This is a genomic window from Alishewanella aestuarii B11 (assembly GCF_000280055.1).
Taxonomy (GTDB): domain Bacteria; phylum Pseudomonadota; class Gammaproteobacteria; order Enterobacterales; family Alteromonadaceae; genus Alishewanella; species Alishewanella aestuarii.
On record NZ_ALAB01000039.1, the window covers coordinates 222,530 to 245,648 of the forward strand.

19 protein-coding genes are annotated in these 23,119 nt (G+C 51.3%); 12 read left to right on the forward strand and 7 right to left on the reverse strand.

Annotated features, from left to right (window positions below):
- Nucleotides 1-30: 30 nt before the first annotated feature.
- Nucleotides 31-606: an endonuclease SmrB gene (gene smrB / locus AEST_RS15330; protein WP_008610125.1), complete on the reverse strand. Its 576-nt coding sequence runs from the start codon at nt 604-606 to the stop codon at nt 31-33.
- A gap of 50 nt (nt 607-656) precedes the next feature.
- Here smrB and prmB point away from each other — a divergent pair, with 50 nt between their 5' ends.
- Genes prmB through AEST_RS15345 form a run of 3 tightly spaced genes read left to right on the forward strand, consistent with a single transcriptional unit; the run spans nt 657 to nt 3,954 of the window.
- Nucleotides 657-1,613, forward strand: a complete 957-nt coding sequence (prmB, locus tag AEST_RS15335; protein WP_008610126.1) for a 50S ribosomal protein L3 N(5)-glutamine methyltransferase — start codon at nt 657-659, stop codon at nt 1,611-1,613.
- Complete coding sequence (aroC, locus tag AEST_RS15340; protein ID WP_008610127.1) at nt 1,614-2,720, forward strand: chorismate synthase; 1,107 nt, start codon at nt 1,614-1,616, stop codon at nt 2,718-2,720.
- A 46-nt stretch (nt 2,721-2,766) separates the two neighbouring features.
- Nucleotides 2,767-3,954 (forward strand): MFS transporter, encoded by a 1,188-nt coding sequence (locus tag AEST_RS15345; protein WP_008610128.1) that lies wholly within the window; start codon nt 2,767-2,769, stop codon nt 3,952-3,954.
- Here AEST_RS15345 and AEST_RS15350 read toward each other — a convergent pair.
- A complete protein-coding gene (locus tag AEST_RS15350; protein ID WP_008610129.1) occupies nt 3,951-5,348 on the reverse strand; it encodes a coniferyl aldehyde dehydrogenase in 1,398 nt (465 codons plus the stop codon). The genes AEST_RS15345 and AEST_RS15350 overlap by 4 nt on opposite strands.
- 159 nt (nt 5,349-5,507) lie before the next feature.
- Here AEST_RS15350 and AEST_RS15355 point away from each other — a divergent pair, with 159 nt between their 5' ends.
- The 4 genes from AEST_RS15355 to AEST_RS15370 all read left to right on the forward strand — a co-directional run bounded on the left by AEST_RS15355 (nt 5,508) and on the right by AEST_RS15370 (nt 9,533).
- A complete protein-coding gene (locus AEST_RS15355; RefSeq protein ID WP_008610130.1) occupies nt 5,508-6,638 on the forward strand; it encodes an ATP-NAD kinase family protein in 1,131 nt (376 codons plus the stop codon).
- On the forward strand, nt 6,638-6,937 hold the full coding sequence (locus tag AEST_RS15360) for a YfcL family protein (protein WP_008610131.1): 300 nt from the start codon (nt 6,638-6,640) through the stop codon (nt 6,935-6,937). Before AEST_RS15355 ends, AEST_RS15360 begins: the two co-directional genes overlap by 1 nt.
- 104 nt (nt 6,938-7,041) lie before the next feature.
- A complete protein-coding gene (locus AEST_RS15365) occupies nt 7,042-7,656 on the forward strand; it encodes a BamJ family beta-barrel-assembly machinery protein (RefSeq protein ID WP_008610132.1) in 615 nt (204 codons plus the stop codon).
- 182 nt (nt 7,657-7,838) lie between these two features.
- Entirely contained in the window at nt 7,839-9,533 is a 1,695-nt protein-coding gene (locus tag AEST_RS15370; RefSeq protein WP_008610133.1) for a methyl-accepting chemotaxis protein, read from the forward strand.
- A 187-nt stretch (nt 9,534-9,720) separates the two neighbouring features.
- Here the strand turns inward: AEST_RS15370 and AEST_RS15375 are convergent, their stop codons facing one another.
- From AEST_RS15375 to dsbB, 3 genes are all read right to left on the reverse strand, one after another.
- Complete coding sequence (locus tag AEST_RS15375) at nt 9,721-12,810, reverse strand: S8 family serine peptidase (protein WP_238534621.1); 3,090 nt, start codon at nt 12,808-12,810, stop codon at nt 9,721-9,723.
- Between the two features lie 205 nt (nt 12,811-13,015).
- Nucleotides 13,016-13,537: a PEP-CTERM sorting domain-containing protein gene (locus AEST_RS15380; RefSeq protein WP_008610135.1), complete on the reverse strand. Its 522-nt coding sequence runs from the start codon at nt 13,535-13,537 to the stop codon at nt 13,016-13,018.
- 248 nt (nt 13,538-13,785) lie between these two features.
- Nucleotides 13,786-14,319 carry a disulfide bond formation protein DsbB gene (gene dsbB, locus AEST_RS15385; RefSeq protein WP_039925603.1) on the reverse strand — a complete coding sequence of 178 codons (534 nt, stop codon included), beginning with the start codon at nt 14,317-14,319 and terminating at the stop codon, nt 13,786-13,788.
- Nucleotides 14,320-14,505: 186 nt separating this feature from the next.
- Here dsbB and fadR point away from each other — a divergent pair, with 186 nt between their 5' ends.
- Nucleotides 14,506-15,222, forward strand: coding sequence for a fatty acid metabolism transcriptional regulator FadR (gene fadR / locus AEST_RS15390; protein WP_008610137.1), 717 nt, complete (start codon nt 14,506-14,508; stop codon nt 15,220-15,222).
- A 128-nt stretch (nt 15,223-15,350) separates the two neighbouring features.
- Nucleotides 15,351-17,591 carry an aminotransferase class V-fold PLP-dependent enzyme gene (locus AEST_RS15395; RefSeq protein ID WP_008610138.1) on the forward strand — a complete coding sequence of 747 codons (2,241 nt, stop codon included), beginning with the start codon at nt 15,351-15,353 and terminating at the stop codon, nt 17,589-17,591.
- A gap of 67 nt (nt 17,592-17,658) precedes the next feature.
- Here AEST_RS15395 and AEST_RS15400 read toward each other — a convergent pair whose 3' ends face one another.
- Complete coding sequence (locus AEST_RS15400) at nt 17,659-18,336, reverse strand: ChrR family anti-sigma-E factor (protein WP_008610139.1); 678 nt, start codon at nt 18,334-18,336, stop codon at nt 17,659-17,661.
- Nucleotides 18,320-18,919: a sigma-70 family RNA polymerase sigma factor gene (locus AEST_RS15405; protein ID WP_008610140.1), complete on the reverse strand. Its 600-nt coding sequence runs from the start codon at nt 18,917-18,919 to the stop codon at nt 18,320-18,322. The genes AEST_RS15400 and AEST_RS15405 overlap by 17 nt, the downstream gene beginning before the upstream one ends.
- A gap of 253 nt (nt 18,920-19,172) precedes the next feature.
- Between AEST_RS15405 and AEST_RS15410 the strand changes: the two genes are divergently transcribed.
- The 3 genes from AEST_RS15410 to AEST_RS15420 all read left to right on the forward strand — a co-directional run.
- Nucleotides 19,173-19,775, forward strand: a complete 603-nt coding sequence (locus AEST_RS15410) for an FMN-dependent NADH-azoreductase (RefSeq protein ID WP_008610141.1) — start codon at nt 19,173-19,175, stop codon at nt 19,773-19,775.
- A 172-nt stretch (nt 19,776-19,947) separates the two neighbouring features.
- Complete coding sequence (locus AEST_RS15415; RefSeq protein ID WP_008610142.1) at nt 19,948-22,416, forward strand: S9 family peptidase; 2,469 nt, start codon at nt 19,948-19,950, stop codon at nt 22,414-22,416.
- A gap of 170 nt (nt 22,417-22,586) precedes the next feature.
- Nucleotides 22,587-23,119, forward strand: a 533-nt coding sequence (locus AEST_RS15420) for a hypothetical protein (RefSeq protein ID WP_039925222.1), incomplete at its 3' end; no start/stop codon positions are given.

The following is a 23,119-nucleotide window of genomic DNA, read 5'->3' on the forward strand; positions in this document are numbered from 1 at the left end:
TGATTGATCTTGCTGTGACAGCTGGTGCTGTTATCGGTGCTGCAGTTCACGAAACTGCTGCTCGGTACTTTGATTAATTTTCAGTAATAACAACAGGGCACCATGCTTGCCCCAGCTTTTTGGGGCGGTGTGAAAGGCGCGTACATTTGGATGTTGCACCAGCCAGTTTGGTACCTTACGTGCCAGTATGCCCAGCCCCTTGCCATGTACGACGCAGGCGCAATTAAATTGCTGCTGCTGGCAATAATCCAGTAAGCCAGCCAGCTGTGTTTTCGCTTCATTGGCTGTCATGCCGTGTAAATCCAGTACCACCTGCGGTTCTAATTCACCGCGGCGTAAGCGGCCGGCCAGCATCGGATCGTCACCCTGCTGCACATAAGACAAGCTGCCGCTGGTGTCGGTAATGGCTTCATATTCATCGGAGAAAAAGAACAGTTTTTGCGCAGATAGCTCAGCGGCAGCTGTCGGCAGGCGTTTTTGCTTGCTGCGTCTGACAACTGGCGGTATCTTGTCCTGCTCAAGCGGGCGGGCACCGGCGACACTGTCGCGAAACAGGGCTCGCTCTTCGACGCTGAGTGCATCGGGCTTCGGCTTTTTTTGCTGCATCGGCCTTAATCTATACTATCTTATTAGCTGCTACCGGAGCCAAGGATACCATGTCTGACACCTTACCCGCACCTTTTAGTCCTGAATTACTGGACCGCGCCTATAGCGAACTGCAGACCCTGCATGACTGGTTACGTTGGGCCGTTAGCCGGATGCATCAGGGTGGAGTCTATTTTGGCCATGGTACCGATAATGCCTGGGATGAAGCCGCAGTGATGCTGTCGCATGTGTTGTACTTGCCGCCCCTGCGCGATGAAAAGTTATTTAGCGTGCGCCTGACATTGGATGAGAAACAACACTTTGTCGCACTGTTACAGCAGCGAATTACCCAGCGTATTCCGGCCGCCTATCTGACCCAGCAAGCCTATTTTTGTGATCTACCGTTCTATGTCGATGAGCGGGTCTTGATCCCGCGCTCACCGATTGGCGAGCTGATTAAGCAGCAGTTTCAGGGCCTGCTACCGGCTGGCAGTAGCCCGGCCCATATTCTGGATCTCTGTACCGGCTCGGGCTGTATTGCTATTGCCTGTGCGGTGGCTTTCCCGGAAGCGCAGGTTGATGCCGTCGATATCAGCGAGGATGCTCTGGCAGTATGTGAGCTAAACATTGCCGAGCATCAGCTGCAGGAGCGGGTCTACCCCATTCTGTCTGATGGCTTTAGTGCCCTGGCTGGCCAGCAATATGATTTGATTGTCACTAACCCGCCTTATGTCGATGCTGAAGATATGGCCGATCTGCCGGATGAATACCGGCACGAACCAGAACTGGGGCTAGCCTCTGGGATCGACGGCCTGGCATTAACCCGGCAGATCCTGCGCGATGCGGCTGCACATTTAACCGAGCAGGGTATTTTAGTTTGTGAAGTGGGCAATAGTATGGTTGAATTGCAGTATAGATATCCAGACGTCCCATTTCGCTGGCTGGAGTTTAGTGCCGGAGGCCTTGGCGTCTTTGCACTGAGCAAAGCACAACTTGTCGCTTGCCAGCATTTATTCGAGGAAAGTTAAATGGCAGGTAACAGCATCGGCCAGTTATTTAAAGTTACGACTTTTGGTGAAAGCCACGGCCCGGCGATTGGCGGCATTGTCGACGGTTGCCCGCCCGGGATGGCGTTAACTGCCGAAGATTTACAGTGTGATCTCGATCGGCGCAAGCCCGGCACGTCGCGCTACACTACACAGCGCCGCGAAGAGGACAGTGTCAAAATCCTCTCTGGTGTGTTCGAAGGTCAGACAACCGGTGCCAGTATTGGTTTATTGATTGAAAACACCGATCAACGCTCACAAGACTATGCCAATATCGCCAGCCAGTTCCGGCCTGGCCATGCCGACTATACCTACTGGCATAAATTCGGCATTCGTGATTACCGTGGTGGCGGCCGCTCTTCGGCGCGCGAAACGGCAGTTCGGGTCGCGGCCGGTGCCATTGCCAAAAAGTATCTCGCTGAGCACTGCGGTATTGAAATCCGTGGTTATTTACAGCAACTGGGGCCGATTAAAGCCGAGCAGCTGGATTGGTCGCAGGTGGAACAAAACGCCTTTTTCTTCCCGGATGCCAGCAAGCTAGAAGCGCTGGATGACTATATGCGGCAGCTGAAAAAAGACGGTGATTCGGTTGGCGCGCGGGTTAATGTGGTGGCAACCGGGATGCCGGTCGGTCTGGGTGAGCCGGTGTTTGATCGTCTGGATGCGGATATCGCCCATGCGATGATGAGTATCAATGCCGTTAAGGCGGTGGAAATCGGCGATGGTTTTGCGGTAGTTGAGCAGCGTGGCTCCACCGGCCGTGACGAGCTGACACCGCAGGGCTTTACGGCGAATCATGCCGGCGGCACCTTAGGTGGGATTTCCAGTGGCCAGGATATTCTGGTCAGTATGGCGTTAAAACCGACTTCCAGTATCAGTATACCGGGCAAAACCATTAATACCGCCGGAGAAGTGGTGGATGTGGTGACCAAGGGCCGACACGATCCCTGCGTGGGTATCCGTGCGGTACCGGTAGCCGAAGCCATGCTGGCAATAGTGCTGCTCGATCATCTGCTGCGCCATCGCGCCCAAAATGCCGGGGTACAGGTCGGTACGCCGGATATCGCAGCACTGGCACGGCAACAGTAAAGTAATTAATACCGCTTTTTAATCACACTAGTTTAACGGAACAGTCGTGTTAACACTTGCCACCAAGCCAGCCCTTGCGCTGGCTTATTTTGCTTATTTCGGCGTCTTAGGCCTGTTTGTGCCTTATTTCGGGCTGTTTTTGGATGGCCGCGGCTTAAGCTCTGCGCAAATTGGCTTATTGCTGGCGCTGGTCACGGCGACGCGGATCGTTGGCCCGGCGCTGTGGGGCACGCTGGCTGATAAAACCGCAAGGCCGCTGAGTATTATGCGTTTTGGCGCCATTATCGCGATCCTGGCCTGGTGCAGCAGCTTTGTTGATGCCGGCTTTTGGCCCTTGCTGGCCGGCTTTGCGCTGTTTAGTTTTTTCTGGACCGCCATCTTACCGCAGCTCGAAGTCTGTACCTTTCATGCGTTGAATGATGATGCCGGTGCTTACAGCCGCATCCGCACTTCCGGCAGTGTTGGTTATATCATTTTGGTGCTGCTCGGCGGTTATTTATTTCAGCGTTTTGGCAGTGAGTTTATGCCGGCAACGGCGCTGCTGTTTTTAGGCTTACTGCTACTCAGCTTATTTAAACTGCCGCCGCTGCCTAAGTTGTCGGCCAGTCAGCAGGTGCACCTATCCTGGCGTCAGTTATTCAAAAGTAAGGTACTGTGGCTCTTTATGGGCGCGGCCTTAATGCTGCAAATGAGCTTTGCGCCTTACTATGGCTTTTTTACGTTGTATTGCCGCGATCTGGGTTATAGCGGCACTGTTACCGGCTTGTTGATTGGCGTGGCGGTGGCGGCGGAGATCGTCGCCTTTTATTTTGCCGGCCGCATTTTGGGCCGTTTCAGACTGGGGCATTTACTGGCCGCCTGTTATGGCTTAACCGCACTGCGCTGGTTAATCGTCGCTTATCTTGGTGATCAGCCGCTGGTGCTGGCAGCCAGTATGCTGTTACATGCCGGTAGCTTTGCTATTGCCCACAGCGGCGCTATGCAGTTTATTCAGCAGTTTTTCCCGAAGGCGCAGCGCGGCCGCGGTCAGGCGTTTTATGCCGGTATTATTTATGGCGGTGGCGGGGCTATCGGCGCCTATATTGCCGGTATCAGCTGGCGCGATGGGGCTGGCGCCAGTGCCACCTTTACGTTGGCGGCACTGGCAGCAGCAATAGCGATGCTATTGGCGCTAAGTTTACCGCGCACTATGCCGCGAGCGGATGATAAAGCCGCAAACATCAACACGCCCTAGCGCATTAACCACTTAAGCAGCGCTTTAAACAGCGGCCGGTTAAAGGGCGGGTAAATCAGGATACTGCTACTAAAGCGGCCTTTCTGGTGCACCGCCTTGGCGTGGGAAAAACGCCAAAAGCCTTCCGGGCCATGGTAGTTACCCAAACCTGATGGCCCGATGCCACCAAAGGGTAAGTCCTCCTGTGCCACATGCAGCAGCGTATCGTTAATGCAAACGCCACCGGCATGGGTTTGGGTTAATACTCGCTGTTGCAACCGCTTATCTTCACTAAATAAGTACAGCGCCAGCGGCCTGGGTCTGGATTTAATATAGTCAAGCGCCTGCTGCAGGTCGTCATAGCCAATAATCGGCAGCAGTGGGCCAAAAATTTCCTGCTGTAAAATCTGACACTCCTCGGGCACATCAACCAGCAAGGTTAGTGGTAGCCGGCGCTGTTGTTGTTGCAGCTCGCTGCCTATGACTGCACAGGGATAAGCGGTTGCGCCTTTAGAGAGCGCCTCGCTTAGCAGCTGCTGTAAGCGCTGATAATGCTGCGTATTGATCACTGTGCTGTAATCGGGGTTAGCCGCAAAATCAGGATGGAGTTTAGCAAAATCGGCTTGCAGCTGGCTAATCAGCGCTGGGATCCGGGCTTTTGGCACTAACACATAATCCGGTGCGACACAGGTTTGGCCGGCATTGGCGGTTTTGCCAAACAGCAAGCGTCGGCTAAAATGCACTAAGTCGGTATCTGCTGTCAGCAGTGCCGGGCTTTTACCGCCCAGCTCAAGCGTCACTGGCGTTAGATTGGCCGCCGCAGCCTGCATTACTTTGCGCCCGACGCTGGTAGAGCCGGTAAACAGCAGATGATCAAAGGGTAGGGCGGCAAAAGCGGCGGCAACCCCTGCGTCGCCCTGAACCACACTAACACAATCAGTTAAGCCCTCTGCCAGCATTTCAGCCAGCACCGCATTGGTTGCCGGAGTAAACTCCGACAGCTTTAACATCACCTGATTACCGGCTGAGAGTGCCGCCATAAGCGGGCTAAGTGCCAGAAAAATCGGATAATTCCACGGCACAATAATACCAACCACACCTAACGGCTGCGCCAGTACAAAGTTTTTTGCCGGCGCAAAGGTATAGTGCACGGCACGGCGCTGCGGTTTTAGCCAGCCTTTAAGCTGTGATAGCTGATATTTGATACCCTGCAAACTGGGCGCAATTTCCAGCAGCTGCGTTTCAACCCTGCTGCGCTGGCCAAAATCGCTGGCCACGGCTTGTTGCAACGCGGGGTTGTATTGTTGCAGCAATTCGGCCAAACGCTGCAAGCGTTGCTTGCGTGTAGCAAGTGACGGATAGGGTTCGGCGTTAAACTGCTGTTGATGCTGTCGAAACAGGCTTTCTATGCTCATCAGAACTCACTACTGCTTAGAACACGCTGGGTTATGCTGTTACTCTAAAGTAGTCCAACCAGTGGAGCAAGCGTTGTCGAGCAGCGCAGCGCTGGGCAAGCTGCGGTCAAGTCGCTACAATGCGCAGCAATTTCTACAGCTGTCACACAGGTGAGGTCGATGACAACGCAGTTTCGCTTGGGTTTGATTGTTAATCCGTTGGCTGGTTTAGGCGGCAGTGTCGGTTTAAAGGGCAGTGATGGCATGGCTGAACAGGCGCTGGCACTCGGTGCGGTGCCGATGGCGCAACAGCGTGCCAGACAAAGCCTGGAGCAACTGCTGCCGCTGCGTGACAAGTTACAAATCTTTACGGTCGCTGGCGATATGGGGCAGCAGCTTTGTGAAGAGTTGGGTTTTGATTACCAGCTTTGCTATACCCCAGCGGATTCACTTACTACCGCGGCCGATACCGAGCAAGCCGCTGCCGTGATTGCCGAATCCGGAGTTGATTTACTGCTGTTTGCCGGTGGTGATGGTACAGCGCGCAATGTCTGTAGCGTCGTCGGCGCTAAAACCACCGTCTTGGGTATCCCTGCCGGTTGTAAGATCCATTCCGGCGTTTATGCGATTTCGCCACTGGCCGCCGGTAAGCTGCTGGCAAAACTGGTCGCCGGTGAGCTGGTCAGTCAGCAGGAAGCCGCAGTGATGGATATCGATGAAGGTGCTTTCCGTGAAGGGGTCGTCAAAGCCCGCCGCTATGGCGAGATGCGCATTCCGGCCGAGCTGCGTTATGTACAAAGCGTAAAAATGGCCGGCAAGGAATCAGAAGAGCTGGTACTGGATGATTTAGCGGCCTATGTCGCTGGTTTAATGGAACCGGATGTGCGTTATGTGATGGGCTCTGGCTCGACTGTTGCCGCGGTGATGGCGGAACTGGGGCTGGACAATACCCTGCTTGGTGTGGATGTGGTCGAAAATGGTCAGTTGCTGGCCAAAGACGTCACCGCAGCGCAGTTGCTTGAATTGGTTCAGAATACCCCCAGCAAATTGATTATTACCTTGATTGGCGGTCAGGGCCATGTGTTTGGCCGCGGTAATCAACAACTCTCCCCGGCCGTGATCCGCGCCATTGGCCGCGACAACATTCTGCTGCTGGCGACCAAGAGCAAGTTGCAGCAACTGAATGGCCGGCCATTACTGGCCGATACCGGTGATATAGTCTTAGACCGCGAGTTACAGGGTTTAATACCGGTGCTGACCGGTTACAACGATTATGTGATTTACCGCTTAGGTTATGAGGACGAAGCATAATGCAAGATAGCAATACCGAACACTGCAATACCGAACACTTTATTGCCCGGGCGGCGGAATTTTTTGACCAGTTAGTGCCGGTTGCCACGGACGATGAGCTATTTGCCGCCGGCTATTTACGTGGTCATGTTGATTTAGCCGTCGGAACCCTGCAACTGACCGAACAACCTTTTAGCCTGGCCAGCTTGCTGCAACAGGTTAACGATAGCCTGGAGCAGGCGATTGCCCAGGGCGAGCTAAATGCAACAGACGAATTGCTGGTGCAGGATATCTGGCAACGTTTACAACAGGCTGCCTGAGTCAAGGCAGCCTGAACAAGACTTTTGGCGGTAATTGACGTAAGATACTGCCATCTTTTAACAGTGGTGCAGCCCGGCTGCACCCGTCAATACAAGTGAAATCCATGTCAAAATTTACTACGTTAGAGCAGCACGCCAGCTACGGTATCGGTTTACAAATGGGTCAGCAACTGGCTGATCGTCCGTTCGACGGTTTAGATATTACTGCTGTCGCCGCCGGCTTAGCTGCTGCTTACAACGAGCAGGCGCCGGAAGTCAGCGATGAGCAGATCCGTGCGGCTTTTACCGTTATTAGCCAGCGCATGCAGGCCGAAGAACAGGAAAAAGCCCAGGCCTTAGCAGAAGCCGGTGAAATGTTCCTGGCGGAAAATGCCAAGCGTCCGGAAGTAACCGTTACTGCTTCTGGCTTACAGTATGAAGTTCTGGTAGCCGCCGAAGGCGATAAGCCCACCGCAGCCTCGACCGTGCGTACCCACTATCACGGTACTCTGATTGATGGCACTGTATTTGATAGCTCTTATCAGCGCGGTGAACCGGCAGAATTCCCGGTATCTGGCGTTATCGCTGGCTGGACTGAAGCGCTGCAACTGATGGCGGTCGGTTCAAAGCTACGCTTATATATCCCGCATAACCTGGCCTATGGTGAGCGCGGCGCCGGTAATGCTATTGCACCGTTCAGCACTTTAGTGTTCGATGTGGAATTGCTGGCGATCCTGTAAAGGCTGTTGTTCGAGCTCATTACAATAAAGCCGGCGTTGCCGGCTTTATTGCTTAAGAAGGTGAGCGCCGGTTAAAATTTATGCAATTAAGCGTCTAAGCTACCAATTCTTCTGCAGTTTTCTGTACAGGCGTTATACTTTCAGCTGAATTGTGTTGTCCTCCCCCGAACTGAGAGTAGCTTATGGCAAATTTGACCATCCAAACCCGTATCCTCCTGCTGGCGTTATTACCCAGCACCTTACTGGCAGTAGTGCTGGTAACCTTTAGCTTAATGCAGGCACGCAGCCTCGGCCAGCAGGGTGTGGATGGCTTTGCTGAGGTGTATAGCCAAAGCCAGCAGGCAGTAATTAAAAACTATATGGAGCTGGGTAAGACTGCCATCGCTCATCTTTATAATGCGCCGGATGCAGCGACCAATCCGGCCATTCGGGAACAAGCCATTAATATTTTGCGCCAACTGCGTTTTGATGACAGTGGCAGCATGGGCTACTTCTTTATCTATGATCAGCAGGGCGTTAATGTGATGCACGCCGCCAACCCTGCCTTGCAGGGCCGTAATTTGATGGATCTTAAAGATCCTAATGGCGTTGAAGTCATTCGGGGCCTGTGGAATGCCGCCCGCAGTGGCAAAGGTTACTTGTATTATCACTGGAATAATCCGGAAACCAATACCACGGATCCAAAACTGGGTTATGCCGAAGAGCTAACCAAATGGGGTTTAATGTTAGGCACCGGCTTTTGGATCGACAGCCTGGATAAACAGGTTGCGGTGATGCAGCAACGGGTAGACGACTCGCTGGCAACCAGCCTCTGGAGTTCGATAGTCACCGCAGCTATTGCGTTAATTGTGATTACCTTGCTGGCACTGGTGGTGGTACGCAGTATTATTACACCACTGAAATCGGCGGTGAGCGCCATGACCGATATTGCTCAGGGTGGCGGCGATTTACGGCATCGCTTAACGGCTGAGGGTAATGATGAATTAGCGCAACTGGCACAGGCTTTTAACCGCTTTGCCAGTCAGGTCCGGGATTTGGTGGCACAGGTTGCCGGTTCGACCAAAACGCTGAATCACAGCGCTAATGAGCTAAATGGCATTATGCGCCAGGCCGGGCAGGGCGTGGCACGCCAACAATCTGAGAGTGATCAGGTGGCCACGGCAATGAACGAAATGGCGGCTTCGGCACAGGAAGTGGCAGATAGCGCGATGCGGGCGTCTGAAGCCGCGGCTAATGCCGAAGATCTGGTCAGTAACTCCAAGCAAACGCTACTGCAAACAGTGCGGGTGATTGATGGCCTGGCGGAGCAGGTTAGTCACGGTGTCTCGGTTATTGGCGATTTAAGCAAAGAATCCGACAGTATTGGCGGAGTACTGGATGTGATCCGCAGCATTGCTGAGCAAACCAACCTGCTGGCACTGAATGCGGCTATTGAAGCGGCGCGCGCCGGCGAAGCGGGTCGTGGTTTTGCGGTGGTTGCAGATGAAGTGCGTACTCTGGCCAGCCGCACCCAACAAAGTACCCAGGAAATTCAGCAGATGATCCAGCGGCTGCAAGCCGGTATTAAGGGCGCCATTGATCTGATCAGCCGGTTAAAACAAAGCAGCCAAAGTAGTGTTGACGAGATCCGGCAGGTCGAACTGGCGCTGAATCAAATCAGTAGTGCAGTTAATACTATTAATAATATGAATGCGCAGATCGCCACAGCCGCCGAAGAACAAACCCATGTTTCCGGCGCCATTAATGAGAACGTACATCAAATTGTGGCGGTAACCGAAGAAACGGCTGAAGGGACGCGGCGCGCTTCCAGCACCAGTGAGCGCTTAAACGCCCTGGCTTCAGAATTGGATGTATTAGTAGGTAATTATAAGGTTTGAGCCCTTCGGTCACGATAATTTGAATACTAGATTAGTTTACGCCTTATAGTATGAGAAAATGCCAATCAGTTAGTCTGGTTGGCATTTTTATTATAAGTTACGCGCCACCAGGCCCTGGTCTGATACTAAAAAAAAGCCCCCGCCGGAGCGGGGACTTAGATTGTTTTAACCACGCTTTTACTTGTGCTTAGTTAGCGCGGATCTCTAACAAGGTTGACCCACGCTCAGTGCCATTGGCATCCCTGAACGACATCACGCCCATGTAAGGCAGCGTTGAGCGCTGCAAGGTACGGGTATTCAGTGTTATGTTGTTATAACGACCGTTTACCGCGCGGGTCGGGGCCAGGATCTGTGACGTTACATTATCATTTTGGTCAACTATCCACATTGGGATGGTGTAGGTAACCTGGCTTGCACCCTTCAAATCCCGCGGGTGAACCCAAACGATATAGAAGTTACGGGCTGCAACATCTGCTGCCGGAGCTGGATCACGTAATACAATATCTTCAAAGCCACTGTCACTGGTAGACGATGCTACAAATGCACAGCTATTATTGATACAGCGATATACATACAGGTCCAGAATCGCACCTGGTACATCTGCCAGGCCTTCGTTTAACATAAAGCGAGCCACCCGAGTACCTGCCGGAATTAACACAGTATGGGTGCCAAGGCTTGGATCGTTAAACTGGAAGGTGCGATCCGGATCTTGTGGGATGGTGCGCGTACCACCAAACGGAGCTGCAAGACCAACCTTGGTTGTTGAGGTATTACCGGTGTAGTTAAACAGCACAGGGAAGGTTACCCGACCAGAACTGGCCGCAACCTGAGCTGAAATCACTGCAGGTGCCTCCAATAATGGTGGCTCAATGGCGCGGATAGCGATTGGGCTACGTACTTCATAGGTACCGTTACTTAAGGTCAGAGCACCGAAACGCCAGCTGTTATAAACTGTGGTAGCCGTTGTGCGGAAACGTACTGCATAACGTGCGATACCGTTGGCAGGCACGCTCAGTGAGTTACTCTCAATCCACTGACCATTTGCTAATACCAGAGGTGTGGCAGTAATTCCTGCCGGCGCGTTAACACTAATATTGTAAACAGAGGCAACACCCGATACGTCTTTTACCTCTCTATACACTACCCGATTGCGATCTAACTGACCAATGCCAATAGAGGGCAGGTTCAACTGGCTTGCTTCGAAGCTATAACCGGCGTTAGCGTAGGTATCACAGCTAAAGCCAGTGGCATTCTGCACGAAGGCTCTGGCGTTCAGGCCGCACAGGAAAGCGTAGTAATGCGCTGCGCTAACATCATAGACCAGACCTGGATTGGCAGCACTGGCTGGTACCGCGTGCCCTGCACCAAAGTCGAAAGGATCAGCTGCAGTTACACCATTTTCCTTAGTTACATTTTGCCGTGCAGTAGTCATTAAGGCTGATTTAATCATCGCCGGAGACCATTCAGGATTTGCGCCACGAAGTAAAGCCGCCATACCAGCAATATGCGGGCTGGACATCGAAGTTCCTTGCAGATAGACAAAGGGAACATTCGGGCGAGTTAACAACGGGCCCTCAGAGGCGGCTGCCAGAATGCGAACGCCAGGAGCAGTAATATCGGGTTTGATAATATCTGCTGAAGCCAGGTTAGCACCACGCGAAGAGAAGGAGGCCATAATGTTACCAACTTCAGTACGCTGTTGCAGGGCTCCCGGAGCCAGGCGAGCGCTAACGGTTTCGCCGCTGTTGATAGCACTCAGAATCGTCTGGCCATTCGCCAAAGAGATCATCACGCCTGGAATATTAAAACGACCCGTGCCGCCCATGACAATAGGAGCGGTACCGTCACTATTGATCACGATAGCACCAACTGCGCCTGCAGCTTGAGCTGCGGCTAGTTTAATATCAAAGCCGCAGGTACCACGCTGCATAACAACCAATTTACCGGCCAGAGCTGCGCTATTAGTCAGTGCAGTACAGGCTAAAATTGGATTGGCAACAGCTAAATCAGCCTGAACCGGGCTAATTGTCGATAGTGGCACTGTGGTCGAAGCTTCAACTGCCTGGTAATTGCCAGCTGCTGCTCCGCTTAATACCGAAAAATTCGTTGAGCCAGCGACAAAAGAAGTACCGTCATAAGTTGAAGCGGCAACGCTCATTACCCATGGGGCAGGTGTACCCACGGTGCCAGCGCCCGGACCACTATTACCGGCTGACACAGAGACAAAAACACCGGCTTGAGTTGCGCGAAGTTTTGCGGCTGCTGCTATCGTAGTCAGGCTTGTTGTACTGCCACTGATTGAGTAGTTGATAACATCGACACCATCCGCTACTGCGGCATCAATCGCAGCCATGGTATCACCGCCAAAGCAACCCCGCTCAGCAACGCCACTCGGACTGGTGTAACTGCTATTCCAGCAAGCTTTGTAGGCGGCGATACGTGCACGCGGAGCGATACCCGTTACAAAGCCAGCAGGCTGGCCGTCAATAATAGCTTGCACCCGCTCGTTACCCGCCGCTGTGGCAGCAACGTGAGTACCGTGGTTATCTGCATCCCGGGGTGAGCGATATTCACCTGGCTGTAAATTATAAACAGAGGTAAAGGCTTGGTTGAAAAAGCGCGCGCCAATTAATTTATTATTACAGCTAAAGGTTGCATCCTGACCTGAATCACAAGTACCGGTGAATTTTTCCAGCAATGAATAAGTACCGTCATCAGCAAAGCTTGGATTCTCAGGCCAAATACCGGAATCGATAATACCAATAACGACGTCTTCGCCTTTCACTCCAAGGGTATGCTGACCATTTGCACCGTTTAAACCAAGGAATTCAGGTGTGTTTGCGGTATCCAGTTGCATTGGTTCATCCAGCCAGATTCCAATAACATCAGGATGTTGTTGTAAGCGCTGAGCCTCGTCAGCAGTTAACACTGCAGAAAACCCGTTAAAGGTGTGTGTGAAAGAATGCAGGATATTGCTGATGCCTTGTTGTTCAGCCAACTGCTGATGGAACTGTCTTACCCGTTCATTATAGGCCTGCATAGCGGGTGATTGGGCATTGTACATATTGCCCGCCGCCAGTTGGTTGTTAGGTGCCAGCTCGCCTAAATTTACCGCTTGCTCAACGCCAGTCAGACCTTTAACCTGAATAATATAGGGAGCCTTGGTTGCTGAAAGCTCAGACAATTGAAGTTCGCTGGTATCAACGCTGATCTCAAACGGGTTGGCAGCAAGGTTAGGGTTGGCAACAACGCTGCCGATTGAGCAGGTTGCTATCACAGACAAGCTCAATAGCTTGATTTTAGTATTAAGTTTTTTTGTTAGCATTATTTTTATTTCTCATTATTAAGATCGTACTTAGCTTTAGCACCAACTTGAATAACTATGCTAAAAAAACACCTTTATAGTTAACTGTAAAGAAAACTGACAGCTATATGATGTTTTTCGGCAAGTGTTTAAATTGGTGTAATAAAAGCTGACAGTATTAACGCTTTGCTGTGTAGCTACGACGAGTCTTTGCTAAACCAATCATCCCTAACAACAATAAAGCCAGTGTGGCGGGAGCCGGTACGGGTAGCCGCGCATTACCAAGAGAGATCTCAATAACACCTAATGAGCTGCCTGCTGAAATGTCCATAAAACCAAAATCATCAGCAAAAAAGAGTTGGTAGCTGATGTTGTTGAACTCATCCAGGACTTCGAAGGTTAAAAAAGACAGGCCTTGTTTCAGATTGCTCATCGAAAACTCAGCATAAAATAAATCGCTCATTTGCTGAACAAAACTTGTTCCAAATAACGTCAACTCAAACCAGGCTTCGACCTCAAATTTATCAACATCAAATTCAAACGCCTCTAGCACATTGATGCTGACAGAACCTATTAAGGCTTTATTGCTACCTTCAACTTCATAGATATCCTGACTAAGGATCAGAGAAGCGTGAGCAGAAGGTTGGAACAATACAAAGGACCCGGCTAAAAGCAGTAGCGCAGAAAAAAACTTCTTCATTAATTCGTACTCCTGGATTATTAATGTTTATTATAAATTATGCATTTTTATGCAGTTTGAGAGTAACTGCACTGCAAAATCCAGGATGCACGCTTCATGCCAGCTCATTAACAGCAAGGTCAACTCTGTTAATAATTAAGCGGTTTTCTTTATTCTTTTAACCTAGAACGGATGGTGCGGAACCTATTCTTTTGGTGGGGCTACAGCATCTGCTACCTGAACTAGCTACAGGTTGCAGATGCTGAATACTAACGGTAAGGATTGCGTGATAACTTTGTGAACTGGCTAAGGATGATGATAGTAGCTGTTAAACTATAGGTAAACATAATCAGTCGGCTCCAGGCCGCCATGCTTAAACCGGCAAATTGCCAGTCCACACCACCACAGGTGCCGGTAACCTCAAATACTGCAGGCAGCCACTTATCTAACGCCAACCAGGTTGGAAAATCCGCAAATAAGGCACAGGTCGTAAAGCCTCCTCCGGCCAGGATTTGTTCGATATTTACCAGCTCCTGCGCCTGATACAGGCCATACAAAGCGCTACCCAGCCATAAGCTCAGTGTGGCAAACCTCAGCATTGCGTTGCGAGGTGCCAGTAACGCCAGTAACGCCGCCATTAAAATACCGGCAAAAGCAACCCGGATATAGATACATTTAATGCAAGGCTGATAATTTAATGCGTACTGGAAATACAGCCCGGTTAGCTCCATAGCCAGAGCGGTTAGCGCTAACAGCAACCAGGGCCAGCGTTGCATCGATAAGGATTTCAGTGTTTTAAACATGGTATGACGATCTGTTATTGTTGTTTTGCTGGCTAATCTAAAGGATTTCAACAAAATACACAATGCAAGCCGAAGGGCAGTGGCAAGCTGGCAAGCTATTTTTACAAGCTGACTTGTTAATGGCATCGGCTCTGGTACAATCAGTTCCAATTAAATAAGAATACTCAATGACACGGATAACGGTGCATGACCAATCTGATTAAAGCGCAAAGCCCGGCGGGTTTTGCCGAAGAATATATCGTCGATTCCATTTGGAACGGCAAATTTGCCCCGGGTTCTATTTTACCGGCAGAGCGCGAGCTCTCCGAATTAATTGGTGTTACCCGTACCACGCTACGTGAAGTATTACAGCGGCTGGCGCGTGATGGCTGGTTGACTATTCAGCATGGTAAACCCACTAAAGTAAATAACTTTTGGGAAACCTCAGGCCTGAATATTTTGGAAACCCTAGCCCGGCTGGACGAAGAGCGGATGCCGGATCTGGTCGACGAGCTGTTATCTGCCCGGACTAATATCAGTGCGATTTATATTCGCGGCGCCATTAAAACCCATCAACAACAGGTCATTGATGTCCTTACCGGTGCTGAGCAGTTGGAAGATACAGCCGAAGCCTTTGCTGATTTTGACTATAACCTGAACCATGAATTGGCTTTACATTCGTCAAACCGGATCTATGTGCTGATTTTAAATGGTTTCCGTGGTTTGTATAACAAAATTGCCCGCTTTTACTTTTCCAGTCCGGCGGCGCGGGAACTGGCCCGCCAGTACTATCAGCAATTAAAAGCCCTGGCGCAAACCGGCAAGCATGATGATGTGGTGATGACAGTGCGTAAATATGGTATTGACAGCGGTAAGATCTGGTCTGAACTGCGGCCGACCATTCCGCGCGATCTGATGGAATAAGCCAAGTTAGGCTAAGATAAAAGCCGCAGCCCGCTCTGCGGCTTTTTTTATACCTGCACTGGGCTGACTACACTTTTTGATATAAGATATTCCCAATTGTTATAAGTGAGTCCTTAGCGGAGCCCAAGATGTCAGCAGATGCCATGACCTGCCGGAAAGTCAGTGAGATCTATCTGGATAACAACGCCACCACGGCGGTGCTACCCGGCGCGGCAGATGCCGTGTTGCAATGTATGCAACAGGATTTTGGTAATCCCAGCAGCACGCACAGTACCGGCATTAAAGCCAAGGCGTTGTTAGAGCACAGCCGCAAGCTGGCGCGCCAATTATTGGGCGCTGATAACGGCGACATTATCTTTACCTCAGGCGCTACCGAAGGCATCCAAACCTCAGTGCTGTCGGCATTGCTGGCGATCCGTGAGCGCGGCTTGGCGGGGCCTGACACCCTGTTACTCTATGGCGCAACCGAACACAAGGCGGTGCCGGAGAGTCTGAAACACTGGAATTGCCTACTACAACTTAATGCCAGTATCCGTGCCATCCCGGTACTTATCAATGGCCTGCTCGACTTAGAGGCGCTGGCAGAGCTGCTGCCAAAAGCGGCTCTGGTCTGTACTATGGCTGCCAATAACGAAACCGGTGTGCCGCAGGATTTGCAGGCGATTGAGCAGTTGTTGAACCAGCATAATGCTGATGCTTACTGGTTGGTTGATTGTGTACAGGCGCTGGGCAAAATGCCGCTCAATTTGGCGGCAAGCCGCATTGATTATGCGCCCTTTAGTGGTCATAAACTTTATGCCCCCAAAGGCATCGGCTTTTTATATGTGCGCAAAGGGGCACCTTATCAGCCACTGATCACAGGTGGTGGCCAGGAAGGTGGCTTACGCTCTGGTACCGAAAACCTGCCGGGTATTGCTGCGCTAAACTATATCTTTCAGCAATTGCTGGATCCCGAACACAGCATCTTTGTCGGTAGCAACCAACTTTATCAATACCGCGAACAACTCTTAGCGGCACTACGTCAGTTATTTCCGGCACTGGTGCTAAACAGCGATTTACCGCAGGCACTGCCAACCACGTTAAACTTCTCGGTCCCCGGCTTTTTTGCCAAAGATATTCTGGATCTATTCGACGCTGCCGGTATTCGGGTCAGCTCAGGATCGGCTTGTAGTTCCAAAGTCACAGGTAGCTTTGTGCTGGATGCGATGGGGCTGGAGCGCTGGCGCAGTGAGGGGGCGATCCGCTTATCCTTTGGGCCGGCGTTTAGTCAGGCCGAATGTGAGCAAGCCTGTCAACGCATCCTCAGCCTGGTGCCGGTGGTCAAGCAACATGGCCTGGTATTAACAGATGGCGATCCGTTGAATATACCGACCAGCAGCGGCCTGTATCAGTTTAAACATGATGCCTGCTGCAGTTATTTACTGCTGTGTCAGCAAAGCCGGCAAGCCCTGATTATTGATCCGGTGCTGGCGCTGACCGAGCGTTTATCGAATATTGTTCAAAGCCGCGGCCTAAAGCTGGTCGCCGTGCTGGAAACCCATATTCACCAGCAAGCCGGACAAGCTGCGCTGCTGTTACGTCAACTCTTTAGCGGCCAACAGTTTGATCAAACCGGTTGGCCGCAGGATCAACAACAGTTGCACATCGGCCCCTACCAGTTAAGCCGTATCGCCACACCCGGCCATAGTCCACTGGCCTATAGCCTGTTGCTAAAACAAGCTGGTGAGCTGAAAGCCGCCTTTGTCGGCGATCTGCTATTACCCGGCGGCATTGGCCGCACCGATCTGGCAGGTGGCGATGCGCTGATGTTACAACACAGCCTGCAACAGCTGGCGGCTCAGCTTTACCCCGAAACCTTGCTGTTTTCCAGTCATGATTATGCACAGCGCTTTGTCACCCGTTTAAGTCTGGCGCTACAGGAAAGCCCGCTGCTGGAAAGCCTATTGGCCGGCGCACCGCAGCAACAATGGCAGCAGGTGTTAAATCAGCAATGTTGGCAGTTGCAGCAAGCCAGCAGTCACCTGTGTGGCTATGTTGAAGTGGCTAACGACGATGCCATTGCCTTACTGCAGTCGGCACAGCTGCCAGACTTATTAGCAGAACCTGGTTTGGTCGTGCTGGATGTGCGTGAGCCCTATGAGCAGAGCGCAGGCGCCCTAAGCCGCTATTTACCGGTTAAGGCTGAAGTGCTCGAAGTACCCTTGTCCCGGCTTTGCGACGCAGTATTGCAACAACAGTTACAACCAGAGCAGAGCTTATTACTGGTTTGTCGCAGTGGTAATCGCAGCTTGCTGGCGGCACGGGTGCTGCGGCGCCTCGGTTTTAGCAAATTGTGGAATCTGCAGGGTGGGGTGGCATTACTCAGTTAGTGCTGCCACCACTTAGTAAAAAAAACGCCGGCAGAGCCGGCGCAAACATGCTGCATCAGGTAAACCGTTAATAGAAAAACTGCTGTAATGGGTTCAGTAACCGTACCAAACCCTTGTTAAATTTCAGTGGCGCGCTTAACACCGACAGGCATAAACAGTCTTCATCAGCCCGGGTATGCGGCGTATGGGTGTCGGCTGGGGTGTTGATTAACAAGTCCCCGGCACCATACTCGCCATTTTCATCACAAATCGTGCCGCTTAGTACCAGTGTCATTTCCAGACCCAAGTGGGTATGGTTCGGAATTTCTGTGCCCTTATCAATATACAATAACGACACATGCATCTTATCGCCCGCCGGTAACTTGGCGGTGGCAATACCACCAAGCTGCAGCCACTTGCCCTGCTGCTCAGCCAGGCGGCTTAGCGCGCGCGGAATAGCAAACTCACGACCGTTGATCTGAACTTTTACCAGTTCGCGAGCCGCTTTCTGCCGTGGCTTATCAAGCTGAGGCTGCCCGGTGATTTCCGCCAGCAGCGCGCTAAAATCGTCAGTGTCGTCCTGCTCAAGCGGCATACTCGCTAACACATCAGCCTGGTCGTTATGAATATCCTGACAAACACGCTGACAATGCGGGCACAAATCAATATGAGTGGCTACGGCAAGAGCCACATCAGCCGACAGAGTGCCGGCAACATATTGTTCCATTAACATCATGCCGGGATGGTATTTAACTGCGTGTGTCATCTAATGCCTCTCTTAAACGGTCTAACGCCAACCGGATCCGTGATTTAACGGTACCCAGCGGGATGTCGAGCTCTTCTGCTACTTCCTGATGTGATTTTTCTTCCAGATAAACTTTTTGCATTACCAGCCGCTGTGCGACAGGTAAGGCATCAAAAAACGGTGCCAGCTTTTCGCTGAGTAACATGGTTTCCCACTGATCGGTGGCGGACTCTTCCAGCTCCGGATAATCACCGTCGGCCCACAGATCGTCCGCACTAATGTCATCTTTACGACTCTGCTTTTTGCGCAGCATGTCAAAGCGTACATTACGGGCAATGGTAAAAATCCAGGTTGAAGCACAGCCACGACTGGGATCAAATAAGCGGGCTTTCTTCCAAACGTTTAACATGGTGTCCTGCACCATCTCCAGCGCCTGTTGTTCGTTACCGAACATTTTCATACCAAAGGCTTTTAACCGTGGCGCAAAATAATTAAACAACTCCGCATAAGCCGATTTATCGGCGTGCAAGGCAACAAAGGTCAAGGCATCTTCCCATTGACCGGTGCGGATATGTGGCTCGGCGCTCTCGGCACTGATAGTCATTCGGTCTGGCATCCTCGTGGTCGTCCCCGAGTGCTCATGATGCCCTGTCAGCACGGTAGAATCCAACATAATTCGTTTTCCTGGTATGGCCAGTAGCTGTTCTAATGGGTTCCTGATGTTTTACGCGGCCTGACACTGAGTAGATTGATTTTTTATCAATCAATAAATCGAACATAAACAGCAAAATTATCGGATTTTTTTTCTAAAAAATCTAAGTAAACTAGCTTTATTGGATTAGCCAAAGGAGGCAACGATGAAAAACATTCTGGTAATTAATAGCTCAATCAGCGGTAGCAATGGTAACTCTAACAAGCTGGTGCAGTTTTTACTGGCACAGCTGTCTGGCGCCCAGGTAACGGAAATTGATTTAAATGCACAGCCGTTGCCGCATCTGGAAATGAGCGAAATCGGCGCCTGGATGACACCAGCCGCCGAGCGCAGCAGCGAGCAACAAGTACTGGCGGCTTATTCAGATGAATTGATTGCTAAAGTTGAAGCGGCAGATGCCATCGTCTTTGGTGTGCCGATGTATAACTTCGCGCTGCCAAGCCAGTTAAAAGCCTTGTTAGATCGCCTGGCTCGTGCCGGTGTCACCTTTAAATACACCGAAACTGGCCCGGTTGGCTTGTTAAAAGATAAGCCAGTGATCTTCGCTCTGGCCCGCGGTGGTATTTATGCCAATACGCCGGCTGACTCTCAGGTACCGTTCCTGAAAACCTTCTTTAACTTTATCGGCCTGACCCAGCTGCATTTTGTGTATGCGGAAGGCCTGAATATGGGCCCGGAAGCGGCAGAAGAAGGTCTGACAGGCGCACAGCAACAGTTGACCGAACTGGCCAAGCGACTCTTTATCTAACGAGGTTAGCCAACATCGTTATAAAAACTCGCGTTAAGAACGTCCACCAAGCCGGCTCGCGCCGGCTTGGTGCTTTTCGGCGTATCCCTGTTGCATTCAGCCGCATAAGGTTGCGTTCTGTAGGCAGCCTTTGTATAACTGTGCGGTCTTGTCATTAGTAAGAACCAAAACAATGAAAACATTCCGTAAAGCCTTACTCTCACTAAGCTTAACCGCGCTGTGCTGGCATAGCAGCGCTGCGCTGGCCAAAGCCGAACCGCAAACCTGGACTACTGACACCATCAGCGTGCAGCAGGTATTTAGCGCTAACCCAGATATTCGTTTTACCATGGAACAAATCATGGCTGATCCGGATTGGTTGGGCCGTCAGCCGGAAACGGCGTTCTGGTCGCCGGATAGCAGCACCATTTATTACCAGCGTAAACGCGAGGGTAGTGAGTTACGGGATTGGTTTAGCCGCCCCTTGTTAGCCGAGGGCAACGGTGAGCTGGTTAAGCTGGCGCACTGGCATCAGATGGGCGCCTCGCAGCTGGTGTATAACAGTGATCGCAGCAAAGCGGCCTATGTGTTTGAAGGCAATGTGTTTGTGTTGCAAAACGGTGAGTTGCTACAGTTAACCCGCAGCAACAGCAGCCACAGCCGGCCGCAGTTTTTGCTGGATGGTCGCCTGGTGTATCAGCAAGGCTGGGATTTTATCGCTTACGATTTTAATAACGGCAGTCATACTGAGCTCGCCAGCCTGAAGACCGAAGATGCGCCAAAAGCACCAGCCGTGCCTAAAGGCTATCTGGCGCAGGAGCAACACAAGTTGCTGGAGTTTGTCGCGCTGCAACAACGCAACCAGGCAGAGCGCTTTGACGCACAGCAACAATTACGGCAACAAAACGCCAGTTTAGCGCCAGCTGCTATCTATGTTGGTAAAGGCCAGCAAATTGTCGATGCCAGCTTATCACCAGCCGGTACTCATCTGATCCTGGCCAGTCGCAAGCAAAGCAGCCGCAACGAGAAAGACATTATGCCGAACTATATTTCGGCAACCGGCGATATTCTGGCGCAGCCGGTACGGGCCAGGGTAAACGACTTTAAACCTGAGCCACAGAAGCTGATCCTGGTTGATTTACGCGATGGCAGTCAGCATGAACTGAGCTATACCAGTTTACCGGGCTATAACGAAGACGTACTGGCTGACGTTAAAGCAGAAAATGCCAAGGCGCGGGGCGAAACCTATAAGAGTGCCAAGGTGATCCGCGATATTGGTTTAATGACCGATTGGTACTGGAGCCAGAGCGCGCTGCGTTGGCACCCGAATGGTCAGCAGCTGGCGGTCATGTTAAAGGCCTTTGATAACAAAGACCGCTGGATCGCGACTGTTGATCTGGCAGGCAAAAAGTTACAACCACAGCACCGCTTACATGATAAAGCCTGGGTTAACTACGCCTTTAACGACTTTGGCTGGTTAAACAACAGCGAAACCCTGTATTTCCTGTCAGAAGAGAGTGGTTACTCCCATCTGTATACCAAGGGCCTGAAAGATCGTAACCCGAAGAAACTGACTGCCGGCACCTTTGAGGTGAGCAATCCGGTACTGACGCATAATGACCAGTATCTGTATTACACCGCCAACGTCAGCCATCCTGGTATTTACAATGTGTACCGGTTGGCGCTGGCTAACGGACAAATTGAACAGCTGACCAACCTGCTGGGTAGCACCGAGTTTACCTTATCACCGGATGAGCAAAAGTTGTTACTGCGCCATTCTACTAACCTGTTGCCACCTGAGTTGTACGTCGCGGATGCCCGGCCAGGCGCTGAGCTAAAGCAATTAACCAATACCATTTCGGCACAGTTCCGCGAATTACCGCTGGTGGCGCCACAGGTGGTAGCTGTACCGTCCAGCCATGGCAAGCATCCGGTATTTAGCAAGGTCTATCTGCCAGCAGATTATCAGCAGGGTGAAGCGCGCCGGGCAGTGATCTTTAACCACGGTGCCGGCTATCTGCAAAACAGCGATCTGGGTTGGTCGGGTTACTTCCGAGAGTTCTTCTTCCACAACCTGCTGGTACAACAGGGTTATGTAGTGATGGATATGGATTTCCGGGCATCAAAAGGCTATGGCCGTGACTGGCGTACTGCCATTTACCGTCAGATGGGAACACCGGAAATTCAGGATCTGGTCGATGGTGTCGAGTGGCTGGTAAAACATGCCAATGTTGATCGTAAGCGCATCGGTACCTATGGTGGCTCCTACGGTGGCTTTATGACCTTTATGGCGCTGTTTAAAGAGCCTGAGTTGTTCCAGGCCGGGGCGGCACTGCGGCCGGTTAGCGACTGGGCTTATTACAACCACCCTTATACCTCGAATATCCTGAACACGCCGGATATCGATCCTATTGCTTATGAACGCAGTTCACCGATCTACTTTACTCAGGGTCTGAAAAAGCCACTGCTGATCAACGCCCCTATGGTCGATGATAATGTGTTCTTCCAGGATGTGGTGCGTTTGGTACAACGGCTGATTGAGCAGGAAATCATTCACTTTGAAACCGCGATCTATCCGGTGGAGAATCATGGTTTCCGGCAACCGAGCAGCTGGCTGGACGAGTACCGCCGTATCTACAAACTGTTCGAGCAAAACCTCTAATCTCCACCACACTTATCCACAGCACTCCGGTACCGGTCTGAGCTCAGACCCTGAGGTATCCCCACGAAATAGGATGATAAAACAAAGGATTAAATAAATTGGTATAGGAAGGGAACATTCATGGCGCTCGATGATCAGATCTTTCGCCAAAAAAACAATCAGGAATCGCCATGAATGTTCAGCACATCCTAACCAATTTCATTCACGCTGTCACACCTTCTATGCATAGTGCCCGGCGCAAGGCGCTACAAAATATAGTCTTAAGTGCCTCGACCCAGCAGCAACTCACAGTCACTTCGCTTGGGCGGAACCTTGACACGCAAGCCTATGAAAAGCATCGAATAAAAAGTGCTGATCGCCTGCTCTCCAATACGCAACTTTTTTATGAGTTACCGCACATTTATCAGCAACTGGCCCGATATTTTGCAGGTTATCAAGCACAGCCAGTGATTTTGGTCGACTGGTCAGACTTAGAGCCCGGTCAGCAGTTCTTCCTGCTGCGCGCCGCATTGGCATGTGAGGGGCGCTCGATAACCCTTTATGAGGAAGTGCATTCCCTGGCGACTAAAGATAAACCCCAAACTCATCAGCAATTTCTAAGGCGCCTTCACGCAATACTACCGGCAAGCTGCAAGCCGGTTATCGTTACAGACGCCGGATTTCGTGGTCCTTGGTTTAGGCAAGTACTGGATATCGGATGGGA

What these genes read in the sequence shown, in the direction of transcription:
- AEST_RS15380 (WP_008610135.1), bottom strand. Translation starts at nt 13,537, where the DNA reads ATGAAGAAGTTTTTTTCTGCGCTACTGCTTTTAGCCGGGTCCTTTGTA.
- AEST_RS15405 (WP_008610140.1), bottom strand. Translation starts at nt 18,919, where the DNA reads ATGACTATCAGTGCCGAGAGCGCCGAGCCACATATCCGCACCGGTCAA.
- prmB (WP_008610126.1), top strand. Translation starts at nt 657, where the DNA reads ATGTCTGACACCTTACCCGCACCTTTTAGTCCTGAATTACTGGACCGC.
- AEST_RS15370 (WP_008610133.1), top strand. Translation starts at nt 7,839, where the DNA reads ATGGCAAATTTGACCATCCAAACCCGTATCCTCCTGCTGGCGTTATTA.
- AEST_RS15350 (WP_008610129.1), bottom strand. Translation starts at nt 5,348, where the DNA reads ATGAGCATAGAAAGCCTGTTTCGACAGCATCAACAGCAGTTTAACGCC.
- fadR (WP_008610137.1), top strand. Translation starts at nt 14,506, where the DNA reads ATGACCAATCTGATTAAAGCGCAAAGCCCGGCGGGTTTTGCCGAAGAA.
- dsbB (WP_039925603.1), bottom strand. Translation starts at nt 14,319, where the DNA reads ATGTTTAAAACACTGAAATCCTTATCGATGCAACGCTGGCCCTGGTTG.
- AEST_RS15400 (WP_008610139.1), bottom strand. Translation starts at nt 18,336, where the DNA reads ATGACACACGCAGTTAAATACCATCCCGGCATGATGTTAATGGAACAA.
- AEST_RS15365 (WP_008610132.1), top strand. Translation starts at nt 7,042, where the DNA reads ATGTCAAAATTTACTACGTTAGAGCAGCACGCCAGCTACGGTATCGGT.
- AEST_RS15355 (WP_008610130.1), top strand. Translation starts at nt 5,508, where the DNA reads ATGACAACGCAGTTTCGCTTGGGTTTGATTGTTAATCCGTTGGCTGGT.
- aroC (WP_008610127.1), top strand. Translation starts at nt 1,614, where the DNA reads ATGGCAGGTAACAGCATCGGCCAGTTATTTAAAGTTACGACTTTTGGT.
- AEST_RS15395 (WP_008610138.1), top strand. Translation starts at nt 15,351, where the DNA reads ATGTCAGCAGATGCCATGACCTGCCGGAAAGTCAGTGAGATCTATCTG.
- AEST_RS15360 (WP_008610131.1), top strand. Translation starts at nt 6,638, where the DNA reads ATGCAAGATAGCAATACCGAACACTGCAATACCGAACACTTTATTGCC.
- AEST_RS15415 (WP_008610142.1), top strand. Translation starts at nt 19,948, where the DNA reads ATGAAAACATTCCGTAAAGCCTTACTCTCACTAAGCTTAACCGCGCTG.
- AEST_RS15410 (WP_008610141.1), top strand. Translation starts at nt 19,173, where the DNA reads ATGAAAAACATTCTGGTAATTAATAGCTCAATCAGCGGTAGCAATGGT.
- smrB (WP_008610125.1), bottom strand. Translation starts at nt 606, where the DNA reads ATGCAGCAAAAAAAGCCGAAGCCCGATGCACTCAGCGTCGAAGAGCGA.